Source organism: Leeuwenhoekiella sp. MAR_2009_132 (assembly GCF_000687915.1).
In the GTDB taxonomy this organism is placed as follows: domain Bacteria; phylum Bacteroidota; class Bacteroidia; order Flavobacteriales; family Flavobacteriaceae; genus Leeuwenhoekiella.
Window position 1 is genome coordinate 1,737,710 of the sequence record NZ_JHZY01000002.1, and the last position, 19,980, is coordinate 1,757,689.

Here is a 19,980-nt window from a genome sequence, read left to right on the forward strand (position 1 = left end):
GTTCTGAACGAAAGAAAAAGACAAGAGGCTGTAGATTCTTATAAGTTAGTAGGAACGCTTCCTGAAAGAAGTTATGATGATATTACGCAGATTGCAGCTTATATCTGTGACGCTCCTATTGCATTAATTACGATGCTTGACTATAATCGTAATTTTTTAAAATCACATTACGGTGTTCCTTTTTCTGAATCTCCCCGTCAAATATCATTTTGTACACATGCTATACAATCACCTGAGGCTATTTTTGTGATTCCAGATGCACGTAAAGATGACCGTTTTAAAGACAACCCCTTAGTTAAAGGCGATATGAAGGCTATATTTTATGCTGGAGTACCCTTAATTGATAAAGGAGGCCACGCACTGGGTACGCTTTGTGTTTTTGATCACGAGCCGAGAACTATAAGTGAGCGCCAGCAATCAACTCTTATAGCACTTGCTAATCAAGTAATAAATCTCTTTGAACTGCACCGTCAGAACTTAGAAAACAAAGCTTTACAAAAAAACCTGCTTAAAAAAAATAGCCTTTTAAAAGACTTTGCGGGTGTTGTATCTCACGATATGAAAATGCCTTTGGCCAATATCATTACCACAACAGATTTATTAAAAGCTAAATACAAAGAGCTTTTAGACGATAAAGGTCTTGACTATCTCAATTATCTTAAAAGCTCATCATTCTCTCTTTCAGAATATATTAATGGTATTTTATTGCATTATGAAAGCGACAACCTTACTATAAATCAACGCCAGGTATTTGACCTTCAGGATTTATTAGAAGAGTTGGAAGATCTGCTAAATACAGATTATAAATGTGTTATTCACCTGCCCGAAGCAAATCACTCTTTAAATTGTAACCGTGTTGCTTTAAATCAAATTTTTCTAAATTTAATAGGTAACAGTTTAAAATATACAGATAAAGAACATCCTGAAATTACCATTAGTTTTGATGAAAATGAGGATTTCTATTTGTTTGAAATTACAGACAATGGTATAGGTATATCTAAAGACAAATTAGATGAGATATTTGATCTGTTTACCGTTGCGACAGATACAGACAAAAACGGAAACCGCGGTAATGGTATTGGCTTATCAACAGTAAAGAAACTGGTTACTAATCTAGGCGGAAAAATTAAGGTAACCTCTACTGTAGGAGAGGGAACAACATTTAAGTTTACTGCGCGTAAAGAAGATATTCCTACTCAGTTAAGCGGTCCGGAATATGACCTTTCTAAACGTATAAACTAAAATAAAGACTTTGTTTATGCATGCTATTTCTTATAAATCTTTTAATTTCGTCTAGCACATTTAGCGCTTCAATATGCAGTTTAAAAACCCCGAAATTCTCTATGCTCTTTTTCTGCTGCTTATTCCTATTCTTATTCATCTCTTTCAATTAAGAAGGTATAAGAAAACACCATTTACCAATGTCGCTTTTCTACAAAATCTTGTTCAAAATACCCGTAAAAGCAGTTCTTTAAAAAAATGGCTTGTTCTTGCCACTCGACTAACAGCTTTAACGTGTTTAATATTTGCCTTTGCGCAACCCTATTTCCCGGTATCTCAAAAAGCCACTTTGGCTAAAGAAACCGTTGTTTTTATTGACAATTCTTTTAGTATGCAGGCTACTGGTAAAAAGGGAACTTTACTTACTGAAGCGACTCAGGATTTATTAGAAAACTTACCCACTAATGAACGCATCACGATTGCAACCTGGGATGATACTTTTAAAGATTTTGATGCTCAGACAGATCGAAATACGTTGTTAGATATCAATTTCTCGCCACGCACTTCAGATTCTCAGAGCCTTCTTCTTAAATTAAATACACTATTTTCAACTCATAAAAACACAGTTAAACAGCTGGTATTACTTTCAGATTTTCAAAATTTTAATATAGAAAACACGCTTGATACAAATACGATACAACAATATCCTGTCGTACTGAAGCCGGTAAGTATTGAGAATTTTTCAATAGACAGTATAAGTGTTAGCAGAAATGCAGAATTGTATAATTTGCACGTTATGCTTTCAAGCACAGCGCCAAGCGATGCCGAATTGCCGGTTTCTCTTTATAATGACGATAAACTTATCGCTAAAGCTTCAGTTAAATTTGCATCTAAAGATACCGCTTCCTTAAAATTTCAAATTCCAACAAATAAAGCGATCAACGGAAAAGTAAGTATCTCAGATGCGTTTTTAAAATATGACAATTCGTTCTACTTCAGTATTAATAAACAAGAACCTTTAAAAGTACTCGCTATTTCAAATAATGACGCTGATTTTTTAAAAAGACTCTTTCGTTCTGAAAATTTTGAATTTACATCAATCTCAGAAAAAGAACTAGACTATACACTTCTGCAAGATCAAAATATGATTGTTCTTAATGAACTTACAAACATATCGGGTTCATTAGTAAATGTATTAAAAGCCCACACTCAAAAAGGAGGTATTGTAGTGCTTATACCGGCTATGCAGAATCGAGTAGATAGTTATACTGAAATTCTGGCAGCGTACGGCTTTCAGGCTTTTTCTGAAAAGGTTGAAGCTCCTAATCTTATAAGCCAGATAAATTATGACCACCCACTCTATAAAAACGTTTTTACAGGAAGGTCTTCAAATTTACAATCACATCTGGTCGAATCCTATTTTAAATTACCTTCTGGCAGCCCTATTCTTAGTCTAGAAAATGGAGATCCCTTCTTAACGGGTAGTGCTAATTTGTATGTGTTTACAGGCGCTTTGGCACCAGTAAATAGTAACTTCATCAATGGGCAGCTTATTGTACCTACTTTTGATAAGATGGCATTAGCCGCTTTGTCCCTTCCGCAGGTTTATTATACGATAGGAAACAATACAAAATTTGACATTAACGCTGCACTTACAACTGATGCAGCTTTAGTTATTGAACAAAATGGCAATCAATTTATTCCTTTACAAGAAAGGCAAGGCAATAAAATAGCAATTTCTACTGCAGAAGGTATTTTTTCAGATGGACTTTATGCTGTAAAATATAAGCAAGATACCCTTGCGATTGTCGCATTTAACCACGACCGAGCAGAAAGTAGATTACAGAATTTAAACACACAGTCTAGTGCAGATTTATCATATACGACAGACATAAAAACATTGTTTAATAAACTAGAACACGATTCAGATCTTAATTTATTTTACAAATGGTTTGTTATTTTTGCACTACTCGCATTTCTTGCTGAAATGCTTCTACTAAAATTTCTTAAATGAACGCACGCATCACACAGGCAACTCTTCTTGATGAGAGTAATGAGCATCACGGTAAACAGGTAGACATACGCATAAAAGATGGGATTGTAACAGAAATTGCCCCCAGCCTTAAAGCGACTAAAGGTGAAGAGCTAATTAACTTTGAAAACTTAATGGTTTCTCCGGGTTGGTTTGATAGCAGCGTAAGCATAGGAGAACCGGGATTTGAGGAACGAGAAACTATAAAAAACGGACTAATAGTCGCTGCAAAAAGTGGTTTTACAGCTGTAGCGGTAAATCCAAATACTTATCCTGTAATTGATACAAATTCAGGTGTTTCTTTTTTAAAAAATAAAGCTGCCGGCAGTGCGGTAAGCCTCTACCCTATAGGTGCTTTAACCCGAAAATCTGAAGGTGTAGATCTAGCTGAATTGTATGATATGAAACAAGCCGGGGCTATTGCCTTTGGTGATTATCAAAACGCTGTTAGCAATCCTAACCTGCTTAAAATTGCTTTACAATACACCCAGGGTTTTGATGGTTTAGTATTATCCTTTCCGCAGGAAAATGATTTAGTAATAAAAGGAATGGCAAACGAAGGGGAAACTGCTATTAAACTGGGCTTAAAAGGAATTCCTGCCCTTGCCGAACATTTGCAGATCGCACGTGATCTTTATATTTTAGAATATACAGGTGGGAAATTGCACATACCTACAGTATCTACCGCTCAAAGTGTAAAACTAATTAAAGAAGCAAAAGCTAAAGGTCTCGATGTAACCTGCAGTGTTGCTATTGCAAATCTTTTTTATACAGATCAAGAGTTAGAAGAATTTGATACCCGCTATAAACTACTTCCTCCTTTAAGAGCCGAGGAAGACCGCAAAGCCTTAGTTGCAGGAGTTAAAGATGGCAGTATTGATATGGTTACCAGTGACCACAATCCGCTAGATATTGAGCAAAAGAAACTTGAATTTGATCACGCAAAATTCGGCACTATAGCACAGGAAGCAACGTTAGGAGCTCTGCTTACTTTAGTTTCTGAACGTAAAGCGGTACAACTACTTACAGCAGGAGCACTACGATTTACAGGTAAAAAAGCAACAATAGCACTTAATGAACCGGCAAATCTTACGTTATTTACTTCAAAAGGCACAAGCACTTTTACTAAAGAAGCGATTCTAGCTAAATCTAAAAATGCAGCTTTTTTAGGAGCTAAGTTAAAGGGAAGTGTTTACGGCATTATTGCTAACAATCAATTTATAGCATCATAATTAAATGAATAACCAACTAATTAAAGAAGGTAAAACAACAGCCATAATTGCTTATCTAAGTATGATAGGAACAGTTATCGCAATTTTTATGAATTCAGATTCTGAAAATACATTTGCCCGCTTTCACATCAGACAAGCTTTCGGCATTTTTTTAACCTTTTTTGCGTTGGGCTTTTTAGTTTCATTTCTAAACAGTTGGCCTGCATCAATAGGCTTTTATATTTTTATCATTGTACTTTGGGGTTATGGTATTACCAGCGCTTTTCAAGGTACATTCACCCCTGTACCACTTTTAGGAAAACAATTTCAAAAGTGGTTCACCTTTATACAATAATATGAGTACGCTTTCACTTGAGCATTTAATACAAAGACCAAAAACTACAACAACTTCAAAATCTCCGCTTATACTATTACTTCACGGTTATGGTAGTAATGAAGAAGATTTATTTTCATTTGCGCCAGAATTACCTGATAACTATTTTGTTATATCTGCAAAAGCACCAAGACCTATGCAACCTTCAGGTAATGCGTGGTACACCATACATTGGGATGCAACAGATGGGAAATGGTCTGACGATGAAGAAGCTATAGAGTCGCGAGAACTTATTGCAAAATTTATTGACGAGGCAGTCGCAACCTACGACTTAGATGCTGCTAACGTTACGCTACTTGGCTTTAGTCAGGGATGCATACTAAGTTATGCGGTTGCATTAACGTATCCTGAAAAGGTAAAAAACATTATAGGACTTAGTGGCTATGTAAATGCAGATATCACCAATGCAAAAACCGACCTAAGTGCATACAGTCATTTATCTGTATTTAGTTCACACGGTAGTGTAGATCAGGTAATCCCTGTAACTGCAGCTCGCCAAATTCCTGCATATTTAGAGAAGTTAGGAATTGCTGCAAAATTGAATGAGTACCCTGTAGGACACGGTGTAGCACCTCAGAATTTTTACGATTTAAAAGACTGGTTACTAAAACACTAAAGTTATGGATAAAGGACACTCTGAAGCGTTTCAAAAGAAATGCTTCCGTCCTTTGCCACATCATAAAGTAAAATAAGTTCACCCCAGCGTTTGCCGTCGCTAAAATCTGCGATAACCCATTTGTGATTAAGAACTTCTATTTTATTTATTTGAAAAACGTTTTCGGCTGCACTATCATATGTTACCAGAGGATTTCCTGAAGTCCCGTTTTGGCTTATGAGAGCAGATTCTATTCGTGCTTCTAAATCTGTGTAATCAACCCCAAAGCTTTCAAAATAGGAATAAGCATTATCATTGTTGGCCAATTTAAAATAACGTGCCGATTGATCTCCCTGAATATTTTCAGACACCGAATCTGCTTTCTGCAATTTTTCCTCAAGCCTGGCGATTTGAGCTTCTTGATTTTCATAAATTTTAGTGGAGTTTACATATTGAAAAACAACCCATAAAGAGACAAATAAGAATAAGTACAAAAATATATTACGACGCATAATTTTAAATTTCTAATGTTAAGCCATCATAAGCTAAATGAACATTTTCTGGAAGCTTCTCTTCTACTTCTGCGTGAAAACCCAGCAAATGGCTAATGTGAGTAAAATAGGTTTGTTTAGGATTTACTTCAGCTACAAACGCGAGCGCTTCCTCTAGATTAAAATGAGTATAATGCGGTTCTTCTCGAAGTGCATTTACAACCAAAACATCAAGATTTTTAAGTTTTTCTTTCTCTTCAGGAGAAATAGTTTTTACATCGGTTAAGTAAGCAAACTTGTCAAATCGGTACCCAAATACCTGAAGATTACCGTGCATTACATTTACCGGCTCTATTTTAAGATCATTAATTTTAAAAGGTACGTTGTTAACGACTTCATTAATTGCTACTGCAGGAGCACCAGGATATCTATTTTCAGTCTCAAAAATATAATCAAAACGTCTTTTAAGTTCGCCAATTACACGCTTATGCGCATAAAGCGGAATATCTCCCTGCCTAAAGAAAAATGGTCGTATATCATCTAAACCGGCGGTATGATCTGCATGTTCATGTGTAAACAATAAAGCTTCAAGATGCGTCACGTTTTCACGTAACATTTGCTGCCTAAAATCGGGCCCACAATCAATTACATAATTCGCATTATTGTAGTTAATTAAAACAGAAACACGCAACCTTTTATCACGTATATCGCGACTTTGACAAACGGGATGCGTACTGCCTATAATGGGGATGCCCTGTGATGTTCCTGTGCCTAAAAAGGTAACTTTCAAACCTGTGAAATTTAGAACAAAACTACACTTAATTTTTTGTAAGCCCTACCATTTTGTTACCTTTAACCCCTAAAGGAACTATCCTATATTTACCCAAAACTTAGCACAATGCCTATAACAATTCAAGGTGACAAAGAGTTTGAAAACATACCTTCCCTAATCAACAAAGCACTACGCATTAATCTTAATGAAAACATCTACGGGACGTTTGCAGAGATTGGTGCAGGACAAGAAACAGTAAGGCATTTTTTTAGAGCAGGAGGAGCTAGTGGTACTATCGCAAAAGCGATGTCTGCTTATGATAAAGACTTTAGTGATGCCGTTTATGGTGTAGAAGAAGACCACCGTTATGTTACCGAAGCGCGATTAAAAAAGATGCTTACTCACGAGACGAACTTACTTGAGAATAGGATTTCGCGTGAAAAACACCCTAACAAAATTTATTTTACCTACGCTAACACCGTTGCTACTATAGATTTTGCTAAAAAATATAAAGGTCACGGTTGGGTAGGCATAAAATACCAGACAGAGCCACAAGCTGAGTTTAATGAGATTATTTTACACGTGCGTTTTCACGAGACCGATGCACGTTTACAACAGCTAACATTAGGTACTCTAGGAGTAAATCTAATTTACGGCGCCTACTATAAATATGACTCTCCTAAAAAATTACTACGCTACTTATACGACCATATAGATAAAGATCAGATAGAAATTGATATGATCAATTTCTCCGGTCCGCAGTTTGAGCGTGTAGATAATCGCTTAATGAGTTTGCAATTGGTCAAAAATGGGTTTACAGACTCGGTAATGTTTGGACCTGACGGTAACAATGTACTAGCCGCAAAAATACTCTATAAGAAAAATATTTTAGCGCTTCGCGGAAGTTTTAGACCCGTGACTAAAGTGAATACCGATATGTATCGTAAATCACTTGAAATTTTCTTAAATGAAAACAGGGTAAAAGAAGAAAACACCGAAGTTATTTTTGAAATCACCCTTTCTAACCTACGTGCCGAAGGTGAAATTGATGAGGAAGATTTTATGGCACGTGCTCGATTGCTTTGTAATCTGGGTCATACGGTAATGATTTCTAACTTTCAGGAATATTATCGTCTTGTTGAATACTTCTCACGCTATACCAAAGAACGTATGGGACTTGCAATGGGGGTAAACAACCTAATTGATATATTTGATGAGTCGTATTACAGACACTTAAGTGGTGGTATACTTGAAGCCTTTGGAAAATTATTTTTTAAAGATTTACGAGTGTATTTATATCCTATGCGCGATCCTGAAACCGGCGAATTCTTTACCAGCGAGAACTTAAAAGTTCATCCACGTATGAAAGAGCTGTACAAATTCTTTAAATACAACGGTCGTGTTGTAGATATTGAAGACTACAATCCAGACATTCTTAATGTATTTTCGAGACAGGTACTTAAAATGATCAATAATAATGAAGAAGGATGGGAAGCGATGCTTCCTAAGGGAATTGCAGATCAAATTAAAGAACAGCGTCTTTTTGATTATACACCACCGTCAGAATTATTAGAAAATTAATAGAGCCAAAAAATAAAAGCCAAAAAAATCCCGAACTATTTAGCTCGGGATTTTTTTAGTTTAAGCAATACTATGAGATTGCTGATATTAAATCTGTAAGATTTAATCGCTGTTGATCTCCAGTTTTCATATTCTTTAAGGTGAAAACATTTTCTTCCATCTCTTGAGTTCCGGCAAGAACAACAAACTTGATATTGCGTTTATCTGCGTGAGACATCTGTTTTTTCATTTTTGCAGAATCAGGATATAACTCTGCCGTTATACCTGCCTCTCGCAATGCCTGCACCGCCTTTAAGCAATACAGTGATTCGTTTTCACCAAAATTTATAAAAAGCAATCGTGTTCCTTTTAATGCCTGTTCGGGAAAGAGGTTCAATTCTTCAATGACCAGATAAATACGATCAAGACCAAATGAAATTCCTACACCACTCATATCTTTCAATCCAAAAATACCGGTAAGATCATCATAACGACCGCCACCGCCTATACTTCCCATAGCTACCCCCTTAGGTGCAGCAACTTCAAAAATCGCCCCGGTGTAATAATTAAGCCCGCGAGCTAAAGTAACATCAAGGTCTAGCTCTATAGATTTAAGTCCTAAAGCTTCAATCTTGGTGTGTATATATTCTAACTCTTCAATTCCTTTTTTACCAATTTCAGAATCGGTTAATAGTGCTTTTAATAAAATTAGTTTATCAGCAAAATTACCATGAACTCTAAAAATAGGCTTCACACGCTCAATGGCTTTTTCAGAAATACCTTTTTCAAGCATTTCTTTTATAACACCTTCCTCACCTATTTTATCTAGTTTATCTAAGGCTACTGTAAAATCTATCAACTTATCGGCTTCGCCTATAGTTTCGGCAAGGCCGGAAAGAATTTTACGGTTATTCATTTTTACCGTTGCGCCTTTCAGCCCTAAATCGGTAAAAACCGCATCATAAAGCTGAATAAATGCAACTTCTTGCAGTAGACTATCTGATCCCACTGCATCTGCGTCACATTGAAAAAACTCTCTAAAACGGCCTTTCTGAGGACGATCTGCCCTCCAAACCGGTTGAATCTGATACCGTTTAAATGGGAATTCTATCTCATTTTGATGCTGAACCACGTAGCGTGCAAATGGTACTGTTAAATCATAGCGTAATGCTTTTTCTGAGATTTCTGAAGTAAGTGCAGTACTGTTTTTTGAAGATAAATTCTCTTCAGAAGCTTTATTTAAGTAATCGCCACTATTTAATATTTTAAAAATAAGACGATCACCTTCTTCACCGTATTTACCCATTAAGGTGCTGCTGTTTTCAAAAGATGGCGTCTCTATAGGCTGAAAACCAAATAGCTCAAAATTATGTCGTAACGTACTTATAATATAATTACGTTTTGAAACTTCTTCAGGAGAAAAATCTCGGGTTCCTTTAGGTATACTTGGTTTTTGGGCCATTTTTAATATCTGTTCAAAGCAGTAAATGCTTAATTTTAATTTATAAAGGCATCTATAAAGATGCGCGGCTGCAAATATCTTAAAAAATTGAGGGTTTGCCACTTCTTATTTTTTTAAAACGGTAACTTTTTAGCACTTTAGCAGACTTATAGTTTCAAATCTTAATTTTATGTTCTCACTTTTTAGGGAAAATCTACGTATCGCTTTTGATGCGATACGCAGTCAGCTTTTAAGAACCATACTTACTGTAGTGATTATTGCTATAGGTATAACTGCTTTGGTTGCTATTTTAAGCCTTGTAAAAGCACTTGAAAATACAATTAGTAGTGATTTCTCTTCTATGGGATCAAACACCTTTAACATACAGCGCTATGAGTTTACAACCCAAAGACGTGGTAGTGGTGAGACTCAAAAAGTAAATCCTACCATTCGATATACCCAGGTTCGCGATTTTGAAGAACGCTATACCTACCCGATGACGCACGTTGCAGTATCTTTTACAGGTACAGCCAATGCAGAGGTTAAATATGAGAATCAAGATACAGATCCTGAAGTAACCGTTCTTGGGACTAATGAAAATTTTCTTGAGAATTCTGGACTAGAATTGGCGCAGGGCCGTAATTTTAATCAGTTTGATGTAGAAAATAACAACAACGTATGTATTTTGGGAAGTGATTTTAGAAACGGACTTCTTAAAAATTTAGATCCTATTGATAAGACAATAAGCATACGCGGAACAAAATTTAAAGTAATAGGCATTTTGGAAGAGAAAGGCTCCACCTTTGGAAACAGCCAGGATCTACGTGTTCTTATACCTATACAGATTGCACGCTCTATGTTTACCGCTCCTAATATAAATTATAATGTTAGCGTTAAAGTAGACGACAAACAATTGCTTGACGGCGCTCTGGATGAAGCTGTGATTACCTTTAGAAATATTAGAAAATTAGCTCCTGTTGAAGAAAATGACTTCGGAATAGGGAGAAGTGACGACTTAATAAATCAAATTTCCCAAATTAGCGGATATCTTTCTATGGCGGCATGGATCATTAGTATGATTACCGTTTTAGGATCTTCTATAGCTTTGATGAATATCATGTTAGTTTCAGTTACCGAACGCACACGGGAGATAGGTGTTAGAAAAGCTTTAGGTGCCAAAAAGTCAATTATTGCCGGTCAATTTTTAATGGAAACTATAATCATTGGGCAATTTGGAGGTATACTAGGCATTATACTGGGGATCTCTATAGGATTGCTCATTTCTACAGTTGCCAATTTTAATTTTACCACTCCGTGGATGGCAATGCTTTCTGCTACCGCTATAACTATTATTGTGGCAATTGTCGCAGGTTTATTCCCCGCTATAAAAGCTGCTAAACTAGACCCGATAGAATCGTTACGTTATGAATAAAAAAAAGCCTGTCTGATTTAAGATCAGACAGGCTTTTTTAATATAACCAAATCACTATTCAACCTCTACAAATTTCTCAAACCAGGCAAATAAATCTCCTTGAGTTATTGAAGCTCCCTGTCGTATTAAAACGAAAATATCATTGTTACGATCTTCAGATAAGAGCTTACTCGAAGTATACAAGTTAACTTCATCTTTCATAAAGTTACTCTGTAACCATTTGTAGCCGGCTGGTGTAGTAATATCTATTTCTTTATTTTCAACTTCAACAGAAATCATACTAATTTTTACATCTCCTACTTTAAAAAGAAACATATGCTGAGCAGAAAAATGCTCAAGATATTCAACTTTACTAAGTACGCCTTCCCAAACTAAATCGCTAAATACATCAAGTTCTTGTTCTGCAACTTCGGGTTTATCTTTTTTAATAGATTCCCACTCCTCTGCAGTTATAGATTGTGCTGCTAAAAAGTTGATAAACTCTTTATGCATCTCTTCTAATTGCTCTTTTGTAAGTCTGATATACTTCATTGCCTATTTTTTTAAAATAAAAAAGCTCCCGCGGTTAGCGGAAGCTTTGATTTATAACTTGAATGTCTTAAGCTTCTGCTACAACATCAAATGTAAGAGTAGCAACAACTTCACGGTGAAAACGAAGACTAGCTTCATATTGACCTAAACGTTTAATGTTACCACCTGCAATTGTAATATATTTTCTGTCTATCTCTACACCATTTTTAGCAAGAGCAGCTGCAAGATCTGCATCTGTAATAGAACCGAATAATTTATCTGCCTCACCTGCTTTAGCTGTAAGTTTAATATCTAAACCGTTTAATTTTTCAGCCTGAGTTTTAGCAGCATCTACAATCTTCTTATCTTTATAAGCACGTTGCTTTAAGTTTTCAGCTAAAACCTTCTTAGCAGAAGGAGTTGCTAAAATTGCGTAACCCTGTGGGATAAGAAAATTTCTTCCATAACCGTTTTTCACAGTTAAAAGATCATCAGTAAATCCTAGATTTTCGACGTCTTTCTTTAAAATAACTTCCATCTTATCTAGTTTTTATTTGTATAAATCAGTTACATAAGGCATAAGTGCAAGATGTCTTGCTCTTTTAACTGCTACACTTACTTTACGCTGATACTTCAAAGAAGTTCCTGTAAGGCGACGTGGTAACAATTTACCTTGCTCATTTACGAAAGAAGCTAACCAATCTGCATCTTTGTAATCAATATATTTAATACCAGAACGCTTAAAACGACAGTATTTTTTTGTTTTAGAGGTTTCAATATTTAACGGAGTTAAATATCTGATTTCCCCATCTTTCTTAGCTTTTGCTTGTTGCTCTATAGATGATGCCATAACTATGCTTTTTCTTTGTTACGTTTTCTACGCTTTTCAGCCCACTCGATCGCGTGCTTGTCTAAGCTTACAGTTAAGAAACGCATAACACGTTCGTCACGTCTAAACTCTAGTTCAAAACTCTTGATAACCTCTCCAGGTACCGTGAATTCAAAAAGATGGTAGAAACCACTTTTTTTGTTTTGGATTGCGTAAGCTAATTTTTTTAGCCCCCAATCTTCTTTGGATATCATCTTGGCACCGTTAGAAACAAGAAAATCTTCAAATTTCTTTACTGTTTCCTTTACCTGGTCATCAGATAAAACGGGATTCAAGATGAAAACAGTTTCGTAATGATTCATAAAAAATGTTTATTTATATAAAAATGAGTGCAAAAGTAATGTTATTTTTCCACTTAACAAACTCTGTTTATACATAATTTTAAAATGAATTTATACTCATTTAATTCAGCCAATTAAGATATCAAAAAATATATCGATGAAATACACAAAGTAATTGGTAAATACTTATATTGCAGTAAGATTTGTTACTAATGTTATCTCATTAAATATTTTGGAAGAACTCATACTAGACTGTGCTGTAGTAGATGACTCAAGCTTGCAGCGTCTTGCCATTGTTAAAATGATCAAAGATCATCCTAACCTGCGTTTGGCAGCACAATACAATAACGCAATCGAAACTAAAAACGGTCTGTTAGAAACTAAGGTTGACCTTATTTTTCTAGATATAGAAATGCCTATTCTTACAGGGTTTGACTTGCTTGACGACTTGGTTCACAAGCCTCAGATAATTTTTGTTACAGGTAAAACTAAATATGCATATAAAGCATTTAATTACAATGCTATAGACTATTTACGTAAACCACTTACTAAAGATCGTTTCTTAAATGCTGTACATAAAGCCATTAATTTACACCGCCTTAAAACGGAAGGGAGTGTTGAAGATGATGACTATATCTTTGTAAAAAGCAATCTTAAAAAGAAGAAAGTATTTCTTAATGACCTTAAGTTTATCGAGGCTTTAGGAGACTATGTGAAGCTTGTTACTTACAATGAGCCTATTATTGTACTTTCTACAATGAAAGCTTTTGAAGAGCAGTTGCCTTCAGAACGTTTTATGAGAATTCATAAGTCTTATATTATTAATCTGGACAAAGTTGAGAAATACAACAGTCGTAATATTGAGATTGAAGGAGATAAGATACCTTTAAGTAGACATAAGAAGACAAAGCTTATGGAAGCCTTATCTAACTAATACCACAAACACATTTATATTTAAAATCCCGATTAAATAATCGGGATTTTTTATACTTAATAGTTATCTACATTAATAACCACCTTAACGCTTCTAAATTGCGAAACACTCAAAAAACTTGTTCGCACTCTTAAAATCGCTTTTTTCGTTTTTGCGAGGCTTTGCTTTCGCGGAATCTTGATCAGAATATTTCGATAATATTCATTACGTATTCTGGAAACCGGAGGAGGCTCAGGTCCTAAAACCTCTTCTTTAAAGATATTCTTCAATGCCTGCCCCATCCATTGTGAAGATTCTTCAATTTTCTGAAAATCCCGGTGTTTCAATGTTATTTTAATCAATCTGCAAAACGGCGGATATTTATATTGATGGCGCTCTTCTAGCTGTTCACGATACATCGCATCATAGTCATTCATAGAAACCTGTTGCAATATTTGATGATGCGGATTGTAGCTTTGTATTAAAACGGTTCCCCTTTTTTCTGTACGCCCTGCCCTACCTGATACCTGCTGTATCAATTGAAAACTACGCTCGTGCGCTCTAAAGTCTGGAATATTCAGCATATTATCTGCATTTAATATTCCTACAAGGGTCACGTTTCTAAAATCAAGTCCTTTAGTAAGCATTTGTGTTCCAACTAAAATATCTAGTTCTCCTTGCTCAAATGCTGTTATTATCTTTTCAAAACCAAATTTACCACGTGTCGTATCAGAATCCATTCGACCTATGGAATGCTCCGGGTAAAGTGCTTTTAATTCTGTTTCTATTTGTTCTGTACCAAAACCTTTAGTATCTAATTCTACACTACCGCAAGCCATACATTTTTTAAGCATGGCAATATGATAACCGCAATAATGACAACGCAGTTGCTCGCGGTGCTTGTGATAGGTTAAACTTACATCACAATTGGGACATTGTGGTGCGTGACCACAGGTTTTACATTCAAGTATAGGCGAGTATCCTCTTCTATTTTGAAATAAAATCACCTGTTCCCCAAGCGCTAAAGCATCTGTAATTGCACGCAACAAATCATCGCTAAAGTGGCCGGTCATACGTTTCTTACGTTGCCGATCTTGAATATCTATTATCGTATTTTCGGGCATTAGAATGTTTCCATAGCGCTCTTTCATCGTTACTAAACCATATTTACCGCTACTGGCATTATAAAACGTTTCTAATGAAGGTGTTGCCGACCCAAGTAAAATCTTAGCCTTTTGTAAACTCGCTAAAACGATACCCGCATCTCGTGCCTGATATCGTGGCGCAGGATCATATTGTTTATAGCTACTCTCGTGCTCCTCATCTACAACCACAAGACCTAAGTTATTAAACGGAAGAAAAAGAGCACTGCGCGCCCCTAAAATAAGCTGAGCTTTTGATTCTTTATTCAGTACATTATTCCATACTTCTACACGCTCATGAACTGAGTATTTAGAATGATACACAGAAAGTTGATTACCAAAATATTCTTGTAAACGCGCTACTAGCTGAGTGGTTAGGGCAATTTCTGGTAATAAATAAAGAACTTGTTTGCCGGCATCGAGATATGATTTAATTAGATTAACATATACTTCTGTCTTACCCGAGGCCGTTACTCCGTGCAATAGGCAAACTTCATGATTTTTATAAGATTCATTAATCTCCCTTAATGCCCGCTCTTGTTGACTATTTAATTCTTTTATGTGTGAATCTTTATTCCCTGAATAGGCTATTCGATCTTTTTGAATTTTGTAAGTTTCAAAAATACCCTTAGCGACCAAAGCTTTTAATTGAGCTGCACTTGCGCTACTGGCATCTTGCAAATCTTTAGATTTAATAGGTTTCTTAGATCGTGCCTGTAATGAAAAATACGTAAGTAATAGTTCACGCTGCTTAGGTGCATTGTCTAAATCATCTAATGCCTGATGCATCTTCTCTTCTTGTTCAAACTCCTTAGTTAATCGAACATACGTAATCAACTTAGGCTTGTAACTTTCATAGATTTCCTGGTCTAGCACAACCAGATCAAGATCTATAAGACTTTTAATACTGGGCAGAACTTTCTTTTTACCCAGTAATTGCATTACCTCACTTATGCGCAAAATAGGTTTATTCTCAAAAGCCTGAAGAATCATCTCCCCATCTTCATCTAAGACATCTAAATGTGGAGTACTATCATTTTTAACCAGTCGTTTTATGATAGTCTCACTTTCTAACAAAAAAGCACCGGGCAAGGCTGCACGCATCACTTCTCCTAAAGTACACATATAATATTCTGCCATCCATTTCCAGAAGGTGAGTTGTTCAGGATGAACAATAGGTGTCTCATCTAAGATTTGCTCTATCTCTTTAGCTTCATAAATGCGTGGCTCATTTTGATGTACAGCAATAGCCATTGAGGTATAAATCTTACTTTTACCAAAGGGTACAGCGAGACGCATCCCAGGTTTAATAAAGGAATACTCAGCTTCACTTATACGATAAGTGAATGCATTTTCAACAGGAATAGGTAAGATTACATCTACAAAATACACAGGGTAAAGATAAAAAAAAGGCTGTCTCTAGATTTAGAAACAGCCTTAGATTATGGGTTATAAATTTTTAGTTTACGCGAGTCCAGTATTGCGTTCTTCCTAATAAAGAAAAGCCTACATAACCTCTAACTTTAAGTTTATTTGCACCTTCTAATTCTATTAGACATTTATACAGTTTACCACTTTGAGGATCAAGTATTTTACCATCTGCATACTCATCACCATCTTTTTCTAATCCTTTTATGATGACAAGACCGTTTACAGGCTTACCTTTATCAGAACCAGGGCAATCTACACATTTAGCGTCCTGACGGTCTTTATTTAAAATTTCAACAATTTTACCGTAAACTTTTCCATCTTTTTTATAGATCTCAACTATAGATTTTGCATCTCCTGTCTCATCGTCAATGGTTTTCCATTTACCGGTTACATCCTGAGCAAAAACTCCTGCTGAACAAATAAGTGCTACAACTAAAAACGCATATACTTTTTTCATAATTCTAAATTAAGGGGTTGTTTATTTAAGTTATTCGTTAAATCTACATTAATATTCAATATTATTAACAAGAACAATACTCTTTTTTTCTAATTTTTTCGTAGTTCGTGACTTCTTTTCAATCTATACATTGTGGCATTTAATTCAAACCCCAGCAACAACAAATTTGAATTTAACCAGATGTACACCATCATTATTAATAAGGCGCCTATTGAACCATAAAGCTGGTTGTACGTAGCAAAATTATTAATGTAAATCCCAAAGAAATAGGTTGTTACCACAAACAATATCGTTGTAAGTGTTGCTCCTATTGAAAAAAACCTGGCGTTTTTTCCTTCTTTAGTACCAAAATAATAAAGCGTTGCCACCACACCATAAATCAAAATTAATAAAGCACTAAAACTTCCCAATTGAGAAAAAAGTTTTAAGGTATTTTCATCTACTATATCTCTGCTTTTCAGATCAATAATAATATATTGAAAGTACAATACGGCTACAACAATTGAAAGCAACAACAGTGCCAACATTAACGAAACACCTAGAGCAATAAAATATTGACGTACGATAGGCCTGTTAGTTATACTATGAAAACTGTACTCAAACCCGGTAAATATGGCATTTACTCCATTTGCCATTAAAAAAATTGCAAAAATTAATGTAAATGAAAGTAAACCACCGCGTGGGTTAGCTGCAATATCTAATAAAATAGGATCAAAAAATTCTTGTGTCTGCGGCGGAAGAATTGTGTTTATAAAAGCTAAAAATTCAGTTTGGAAACCGTCTATAGGTACGTAGGGAATAAGGTTTAAAATAAATAAAAAGAATGGAAACAGCGCCATAAAAAAGCTAAAAGCAATTGCGCTTGCACGTGTTGCGAAAGTTCCCTTAAGAATACCTACCGCATACATTTCCCAGAAATCATGAAGTGATAGTCCTTCAAAACCGGGTAAAATTACGCCCTTAGCCCATTTTACTACCGGCAACAGAAATTTTATGGTTAATAGTTTCTCATTGAACTCTTTATCCATTTATACAGCTTTAAGACTCAAATCCATATTATAAACAGAATGTGTTAATGCCCCACTAGAAATATAATCTACTCCGCACTTCGCATACTCAACAAGCGTTTCTTCATTAATCCCTCCAGAAGATTCGGTTAAACACTGATCTCCTATAATTTCTACAGCTTTACGAGTGGTTTCATAATTAAAATTATCAAGTAATATACGATAAACACCACCTGCCGCTAAAATCTCTTTAACTTCAGTAAGATCTCGTGCCTCAACAATTATCTTGAGATCAAGATTATTTTCGGCTAAAAATTTTTGTGTTTTTTGAATAGCTAAAGTTATTCCGCCTGCAAAATCGATGTGATTATCTTTCAACATCACCATATCGTATAATGCAAAGCGATGATTTTCGCCACCTCCTATTTTTACAGCTATTTTTTCTAGGGCTCTAAATCCAGGAGTGGTTTTACGCGTATCTAAAATTTTTGTTTTTGTGCCTTCAAGTAAGTTTGCATAGTGCTTAGTTTTTGTAGCAATAGCACTCATACGCTGCATTGCGTTTAGAACAAGACGCTCCGCTTTCAAAATACTTTGAGAATTTCCACTTACATAAAATACGATGTCACCCACCTTAACTTCTGCTGCATCTTTAATCAGTATTTCTACATCTAACGAAGGATCTACATAATTAAAAACATTGCAGGCAAACGATACACCGGCTATAATGCCCGCTTCTTTAACCAAAAGCTTTGCCTTTCCGGTAGCATCACTTGGGATACAGGATAACGAACTATAATCACCGGGGCCTACATCTTCGCGGATAGCATTTTCAATAATTAAATCTATCTCTTTATTGAGTTTAGCTTGTGAAATCATAAATTTTATCGGTTTGTGCTAAGTTAGAAAAACAACCTGCCAATTTACAATTCCCATTTGCAATTATTCTAAAGTAGCCCGTGTTTTATTATGCCCTCAACTATGAAAAATATTATTTTTGAATTATGAATATTAAACTTCTTTGCATAGGCAAAACTGATGATGCTCATTTAGACGCACTTATTGCGATTTATACTAAACGACTAAAGCATTATGTAAATTTTGAATTGGAGATTATACCCGATCTCAAGAAGACAAAAAACCTGTCTGAAGAACAACAGAAAGAGAAAGAAGGCGAATTGATTCTGTCAAAACTGAATCCTCAGGACGAATTGATTCTTTTAGATGAAAATGGAAAAGAGTTTAGCAGTGAGAAGTTTGCTGTGTATCTTCAGAAAAAAATGAACAGCGGTATCAAAACTTTGGTGTTTGTTATTGGCGGTCCCTATGGATTTTCTGCGGAAGTTTATGCAAAAGCTATAGGCAAAGTGTCCCTTTCAAAAATGACCTTTTCACATCAGATGATTCGGCTATTTATGACCGAGCAGGTTTACAGAGCTTTCACTATTTTACGAAATGAACCTTATCATCATCGTTAGATGTTAGATGTTAGATGTTAGATGTTAGATGAATTTAAAACTTTTACTTCAACTGAACAGGCAACCATATCTCCTCTTCAGAATCAGGATGTTCTGGACCATAATAGTTTTCTCCAAGCAGTTCAAAGTGCGCGCGATCATCTAGTTTATATTTAGTTTGCGGTAACCAGCTTCCGTAGATATAATTGGAAGTTTCTACAAATTTCTTAACCGGACCTACATGCTTAAATACAGCATATAATCCGCCGGCAAGAGTTTTAGTTTGCATTCCTTCTGGGACTTCTTCATACGATTCTACTTCAACTGCTGCCCAGCGTTCAAATTTAGTTTCTCTCGTAAATTCTTCCGGATTAAAACCAAAAGGATACACTTGTATTGAATAAAAACTCGACCCTATTCGGTTTTTAATTTCCTTATGCCGTGACATAAATTCCTTCCACAAGACAGCGGTATCATCAAATGAAAGTGTAGTTGTAAGACATTTACCCACTAATTTCCGGGATTCAATTTCTAGTATTTTTGGACTCATAATTTTTGGGTATTGAAAATACAAAACTATACTTAGACCTCAATTATAGGAGTTCTTTAACCCTATATGCGGTATTAAACTGCTATTATTAGTATTCTAAAATAGAAATTATGAAACCCAGAAAACTTATAAGCCGTTTTTTCCTATTCACAACTGCTATGCAAATTGGCTATTACGCAGTAATATTTGCCGAC

21 protein-coding genes are annotated in these 19,980 nt (G+C 35.4%); 9 read left to right on the forward strand and 12 right to left on the reverse strand.

The features are described from left to right. The first annotated feature begins 3 nt into the window (after nt 1-3). From P164_RS07380 to P164_RS07400, 5 genes are all read left to right on the forward strand, one after another. A complete protein-coding gene (locus tag P164_RS07380; RefSeq protein ID WP_316930198.1) occupies nt 4-1,242 on the forward strand; it encodes a GAF domain-containing sensor histidine kinase in 1,239 nt (412 codons plus the stop codon). Between the two features lie 73 nt (nt 1,243-1,315). Beyond that, the gene (locus P164_RS07385) at nt 1,316-3,235 is read left to right on the forward strand and encodes a BatA domain-containing protein (protein ID WP_028375798.1); all 1,920 of its coding nucleotides are present in this window, start codon (nt 1,316-1,318) and stop codon (nt 3,233-3,235) included. Next, entirely contained in the window at nt 3,232-4,485 is a 1,254-nt protein-coding gene (locus tag P164_RS07390) for a dihydroorotase (protein WP_028375799.1), read from the forward strand. The genes P164_RS07385 and P164_RS07390 overlap by 4 nt, the downstream gene beginning before the upstream one ends. A gap of 4 nt (nt 4,486-4,489) precedes the next feature. Continuing rightward, nucleotides 4,490-4,819 (forward strand): membrane protein, encoded by a 330-nt coding sequence (locus P164_RS07395; RefSeq protein WP_028375800.1) that lies wholly within the window; start codon nt 4,490-4,492, stop codon nt 4,817-4,819. A gap of 1 nt (nt 4,820) precedes the next feature. Then, entirely contained in the window at nt 4,821-5,474 is a 654-nt protein-coding gene (locus P164_RS07400; RefSeq protein ID WP_028375801.1) for an alpha/beta hydrolase, read from the forward strand. Nucleotides 5,475-5,476: 2 nt separating this feature from the next. Here P164_RS07400 and P164_RS07405 read toward each other — a convergent pair whose 3' ends face one another. Together P164_RS07405 and P164_RS07410 are read right to left on the reverse strand one after the other, a co-directional pair. Then, a complete protein-coding gene (locus P164_RS07405) occupies nt 5,477-5,965 on the reverse strand; it encodes a hypothetical protein (RefSeq protein ID WP_028375802.1) in 489 nt (162 codons plus the stop codon). Between the two features lie 4 nt (nt 5,966-5,969). Further along, complete coding sequence (locus P164_RS07410; RefSeq protein ID WP_028375803.1) at nt 5,970-6,734, reverse strand: MBL fold metallo-hydrolase; 765 nt, start codon at nt 6,732-6,734, stop codon at nt 5,970-5,972. A 108-nt stretch (nt 6,735-6,842) separates the two neighbouring features. Between P164_RS07410 and P164_RS07415 the strand changes: the two genes are divergently transcribed. Next, on the forward strand, nt 6,843-8,297 hold the full coding sequence (locus P164_RS07415) for a hypothetical protein (protein WP_035899403.1): 1,455 nt from the start codon (nt 6,843-6,845) through the stop codon (nt 8,295-8,297). Between the two features lie 70 nt (nt 8,298-8,367). On the opposite strand, the gene hisS is transcribed toward P164_RS07415, so the two are convergent. Next, complete coding sequence (gene hisS / locus P164_RS07420) at nt 8,368-9,738, reverse strand: histidine--tRNA ligase (protein ID WP_028375805.1); 1,371 nt, start codon at nt 9,736-9,738, stop codon at nt 8,368-8,370. Nucleotides 9,739-9,907: 169 nt separating this feature from the next. Here hisS and P164_RS07425 point away from each other — a divergent pair, with 169 nt between their 5' ends. After that, nucleotides 9,908-11,149: an ABC transporter permease gene (locus P164_RS07425; RefSeq protein WP_028375806.1), complete on the forward strand. Its 1,242-nt coding sequence runs from the start codon at nt 9,908-9,910 to the stop codon at nt 11,147-11,149. Nucleotides 11,150-11,203: 54 nt separating this feature from the next. Here P164_RS07425 and P164_RS07430 read toward each other — a convergent pair whose 3' ends face one another. From P164_RS07430 to rpsF, 4 genes are all read right to left on the reverse strand, one after another. Next, a complete protein-coding gene (locus P164_RS07430; RefSeq protein ID WP_028375807.1) occupies nt 11,204-11,680 on the reverse strand; it encodes a DUF6495 family protein in 477 nt (158 codons plus the stop codon). Nucleotides 11,681-11,747: 67 nt separating this feature from the next. After that, the gene (rplI, locus tag P164_RS07435; protein ID WP_028375808.1) at nt 11,748-12,197 is read right to left on the reverse strand and encodes a 50S ribosomal protein L9; all 450 of its coding nucleotides are present in this window, start codon (nt 12,195-12,197) and stop codon (nt 11,748-11,750) included. Nucleotides 12,198-12,209: 12 nt separating this feature from the next. Beyond that, nucleotides 12,210-12,509 carry a 30S ribosomal protein S18 gene (gene rpsR / locus P164_RS07440; protein ID WP_028375809.1) on the reverse strand — a complete coding sequence of 100 codons (300 nt, stop codon included), beginning with the start codon at nt 12,507-12,509 and terminating at the stop codon, nt 12,210-12,212. 2 nt (nt 12,510-12,511) lie between these two features. After that, complete coding sequence (gene rpsF / locus P164_RS07445) at nt 12,512-12,850, reverse strand: 30S ribosomal protein S6 (RefSeq protein ID WP_028375810.1); 339 nt, start codon at nt 12,848-12,850, stop codon at nt 12,512-12,514. Between the two features lie 211 nt (nt 12,851-13,061). On the opposite strand from rpsF, the gene P164_RS07450 reads away from it, so the two are divergent. Beyond that, nucleotides 13,062-13,763, forward strand: coding sequence for a LytR/AlgR family response regulator transcription factor (locus P164_RS07450; protein WP_028375811.1), 702 nt, complete (start codon nt 13,062-13,064; stop codon nt 13,761-13,763). 56 nt (nt 13,764-13,819) lie between these two features. On the opposite strand, the gene priA is transcribed toward P164_RS07450, so the two are convergent. The 4 genes from priA to nadC all read right to left on the reverse strand — a co-directional run bounded on the left by priA (nt 13,820) and on the right by nadC (nt 18,658). Continuing rightward, complete coding sequence (gene priA / locus P164_RS07455; protein ID WP_028375812.1) at nt 13,820-16,276, reverse strand: primosomal protein N'; 2,457 nt, start codon at nt 16,274-16,276, stop codon at nt 13,820-13,822. Nucleotides 16,277-16,343: 67 nt separating this feature from the next. Then, the gene (locus P164_RS07460; protein WP_028375813.1) at nt 16,344-16,772 is read right to left on the reverse strand and encodes a DUF2147 domain-containing protein; all 429 of its coding nucleotides are present in this window, start codon (nt 16,770-16,772) and stop codon (nt 16,344-16,346) included. Nucleotides 16,773-16,861: 89 nt separating this feature from the next. Then, a complete protein-coding gene (locus P164_RS07465; protein WP_028375814.1) occupies nt 16,862-17,800 on the reverse strand; it encodes a YihY/virulence factor BrkB family protein in 939 nt (312 codons plus the stop codon). Then, nucleotides 17,801-18,658, reverse strand: a complete 858-nt coding sequence (gene nadC / locus P164_RS07470; RefSeq protein ID WP_028375815.1) for a carboxylating nicotinate-nucleotide diphosphorylase — start codon at nt 18,656-18,658, stop codon at nt 17,801-17,803. Nucleotides 18,659-18,783: 125 nt separating this feature from the next. Between nadC and rlmH the strand changes: the two genes are divergently transcribed. Beyond that, nucleotides 18,784-19,257, forward strand: a complete 474-nt coding sequence (rlmH, locus tag P164_RS07475; protein ID WP_028375816.1) for a 23S rRNA (pseudouridine(1915)-N(3))-methyltransferase RlmH — start codon at nt 18,784-18,786, stop codon at nt 19,255-19,257. A gap of 43 nt (nt 19,258-19,300) precedes the next feature. Here the strand turns inward: rlmH and P164_RS07480 are convergent, their stop codons facing one another. Continuing rightward, on the reverse strand, nt 19,301-19,786 hold the full coding sequence (locus tag P164_RS07480; RefSeq protein WP_028375817.1) for a GyrI-like domain-containing protein: 486 nt from the start codon (nt 19,784-19,786) through the stop codon (nt 19,301-19,303). Nucleotides 19,787-19,980 lie beyond the last annotated feature (194 nt).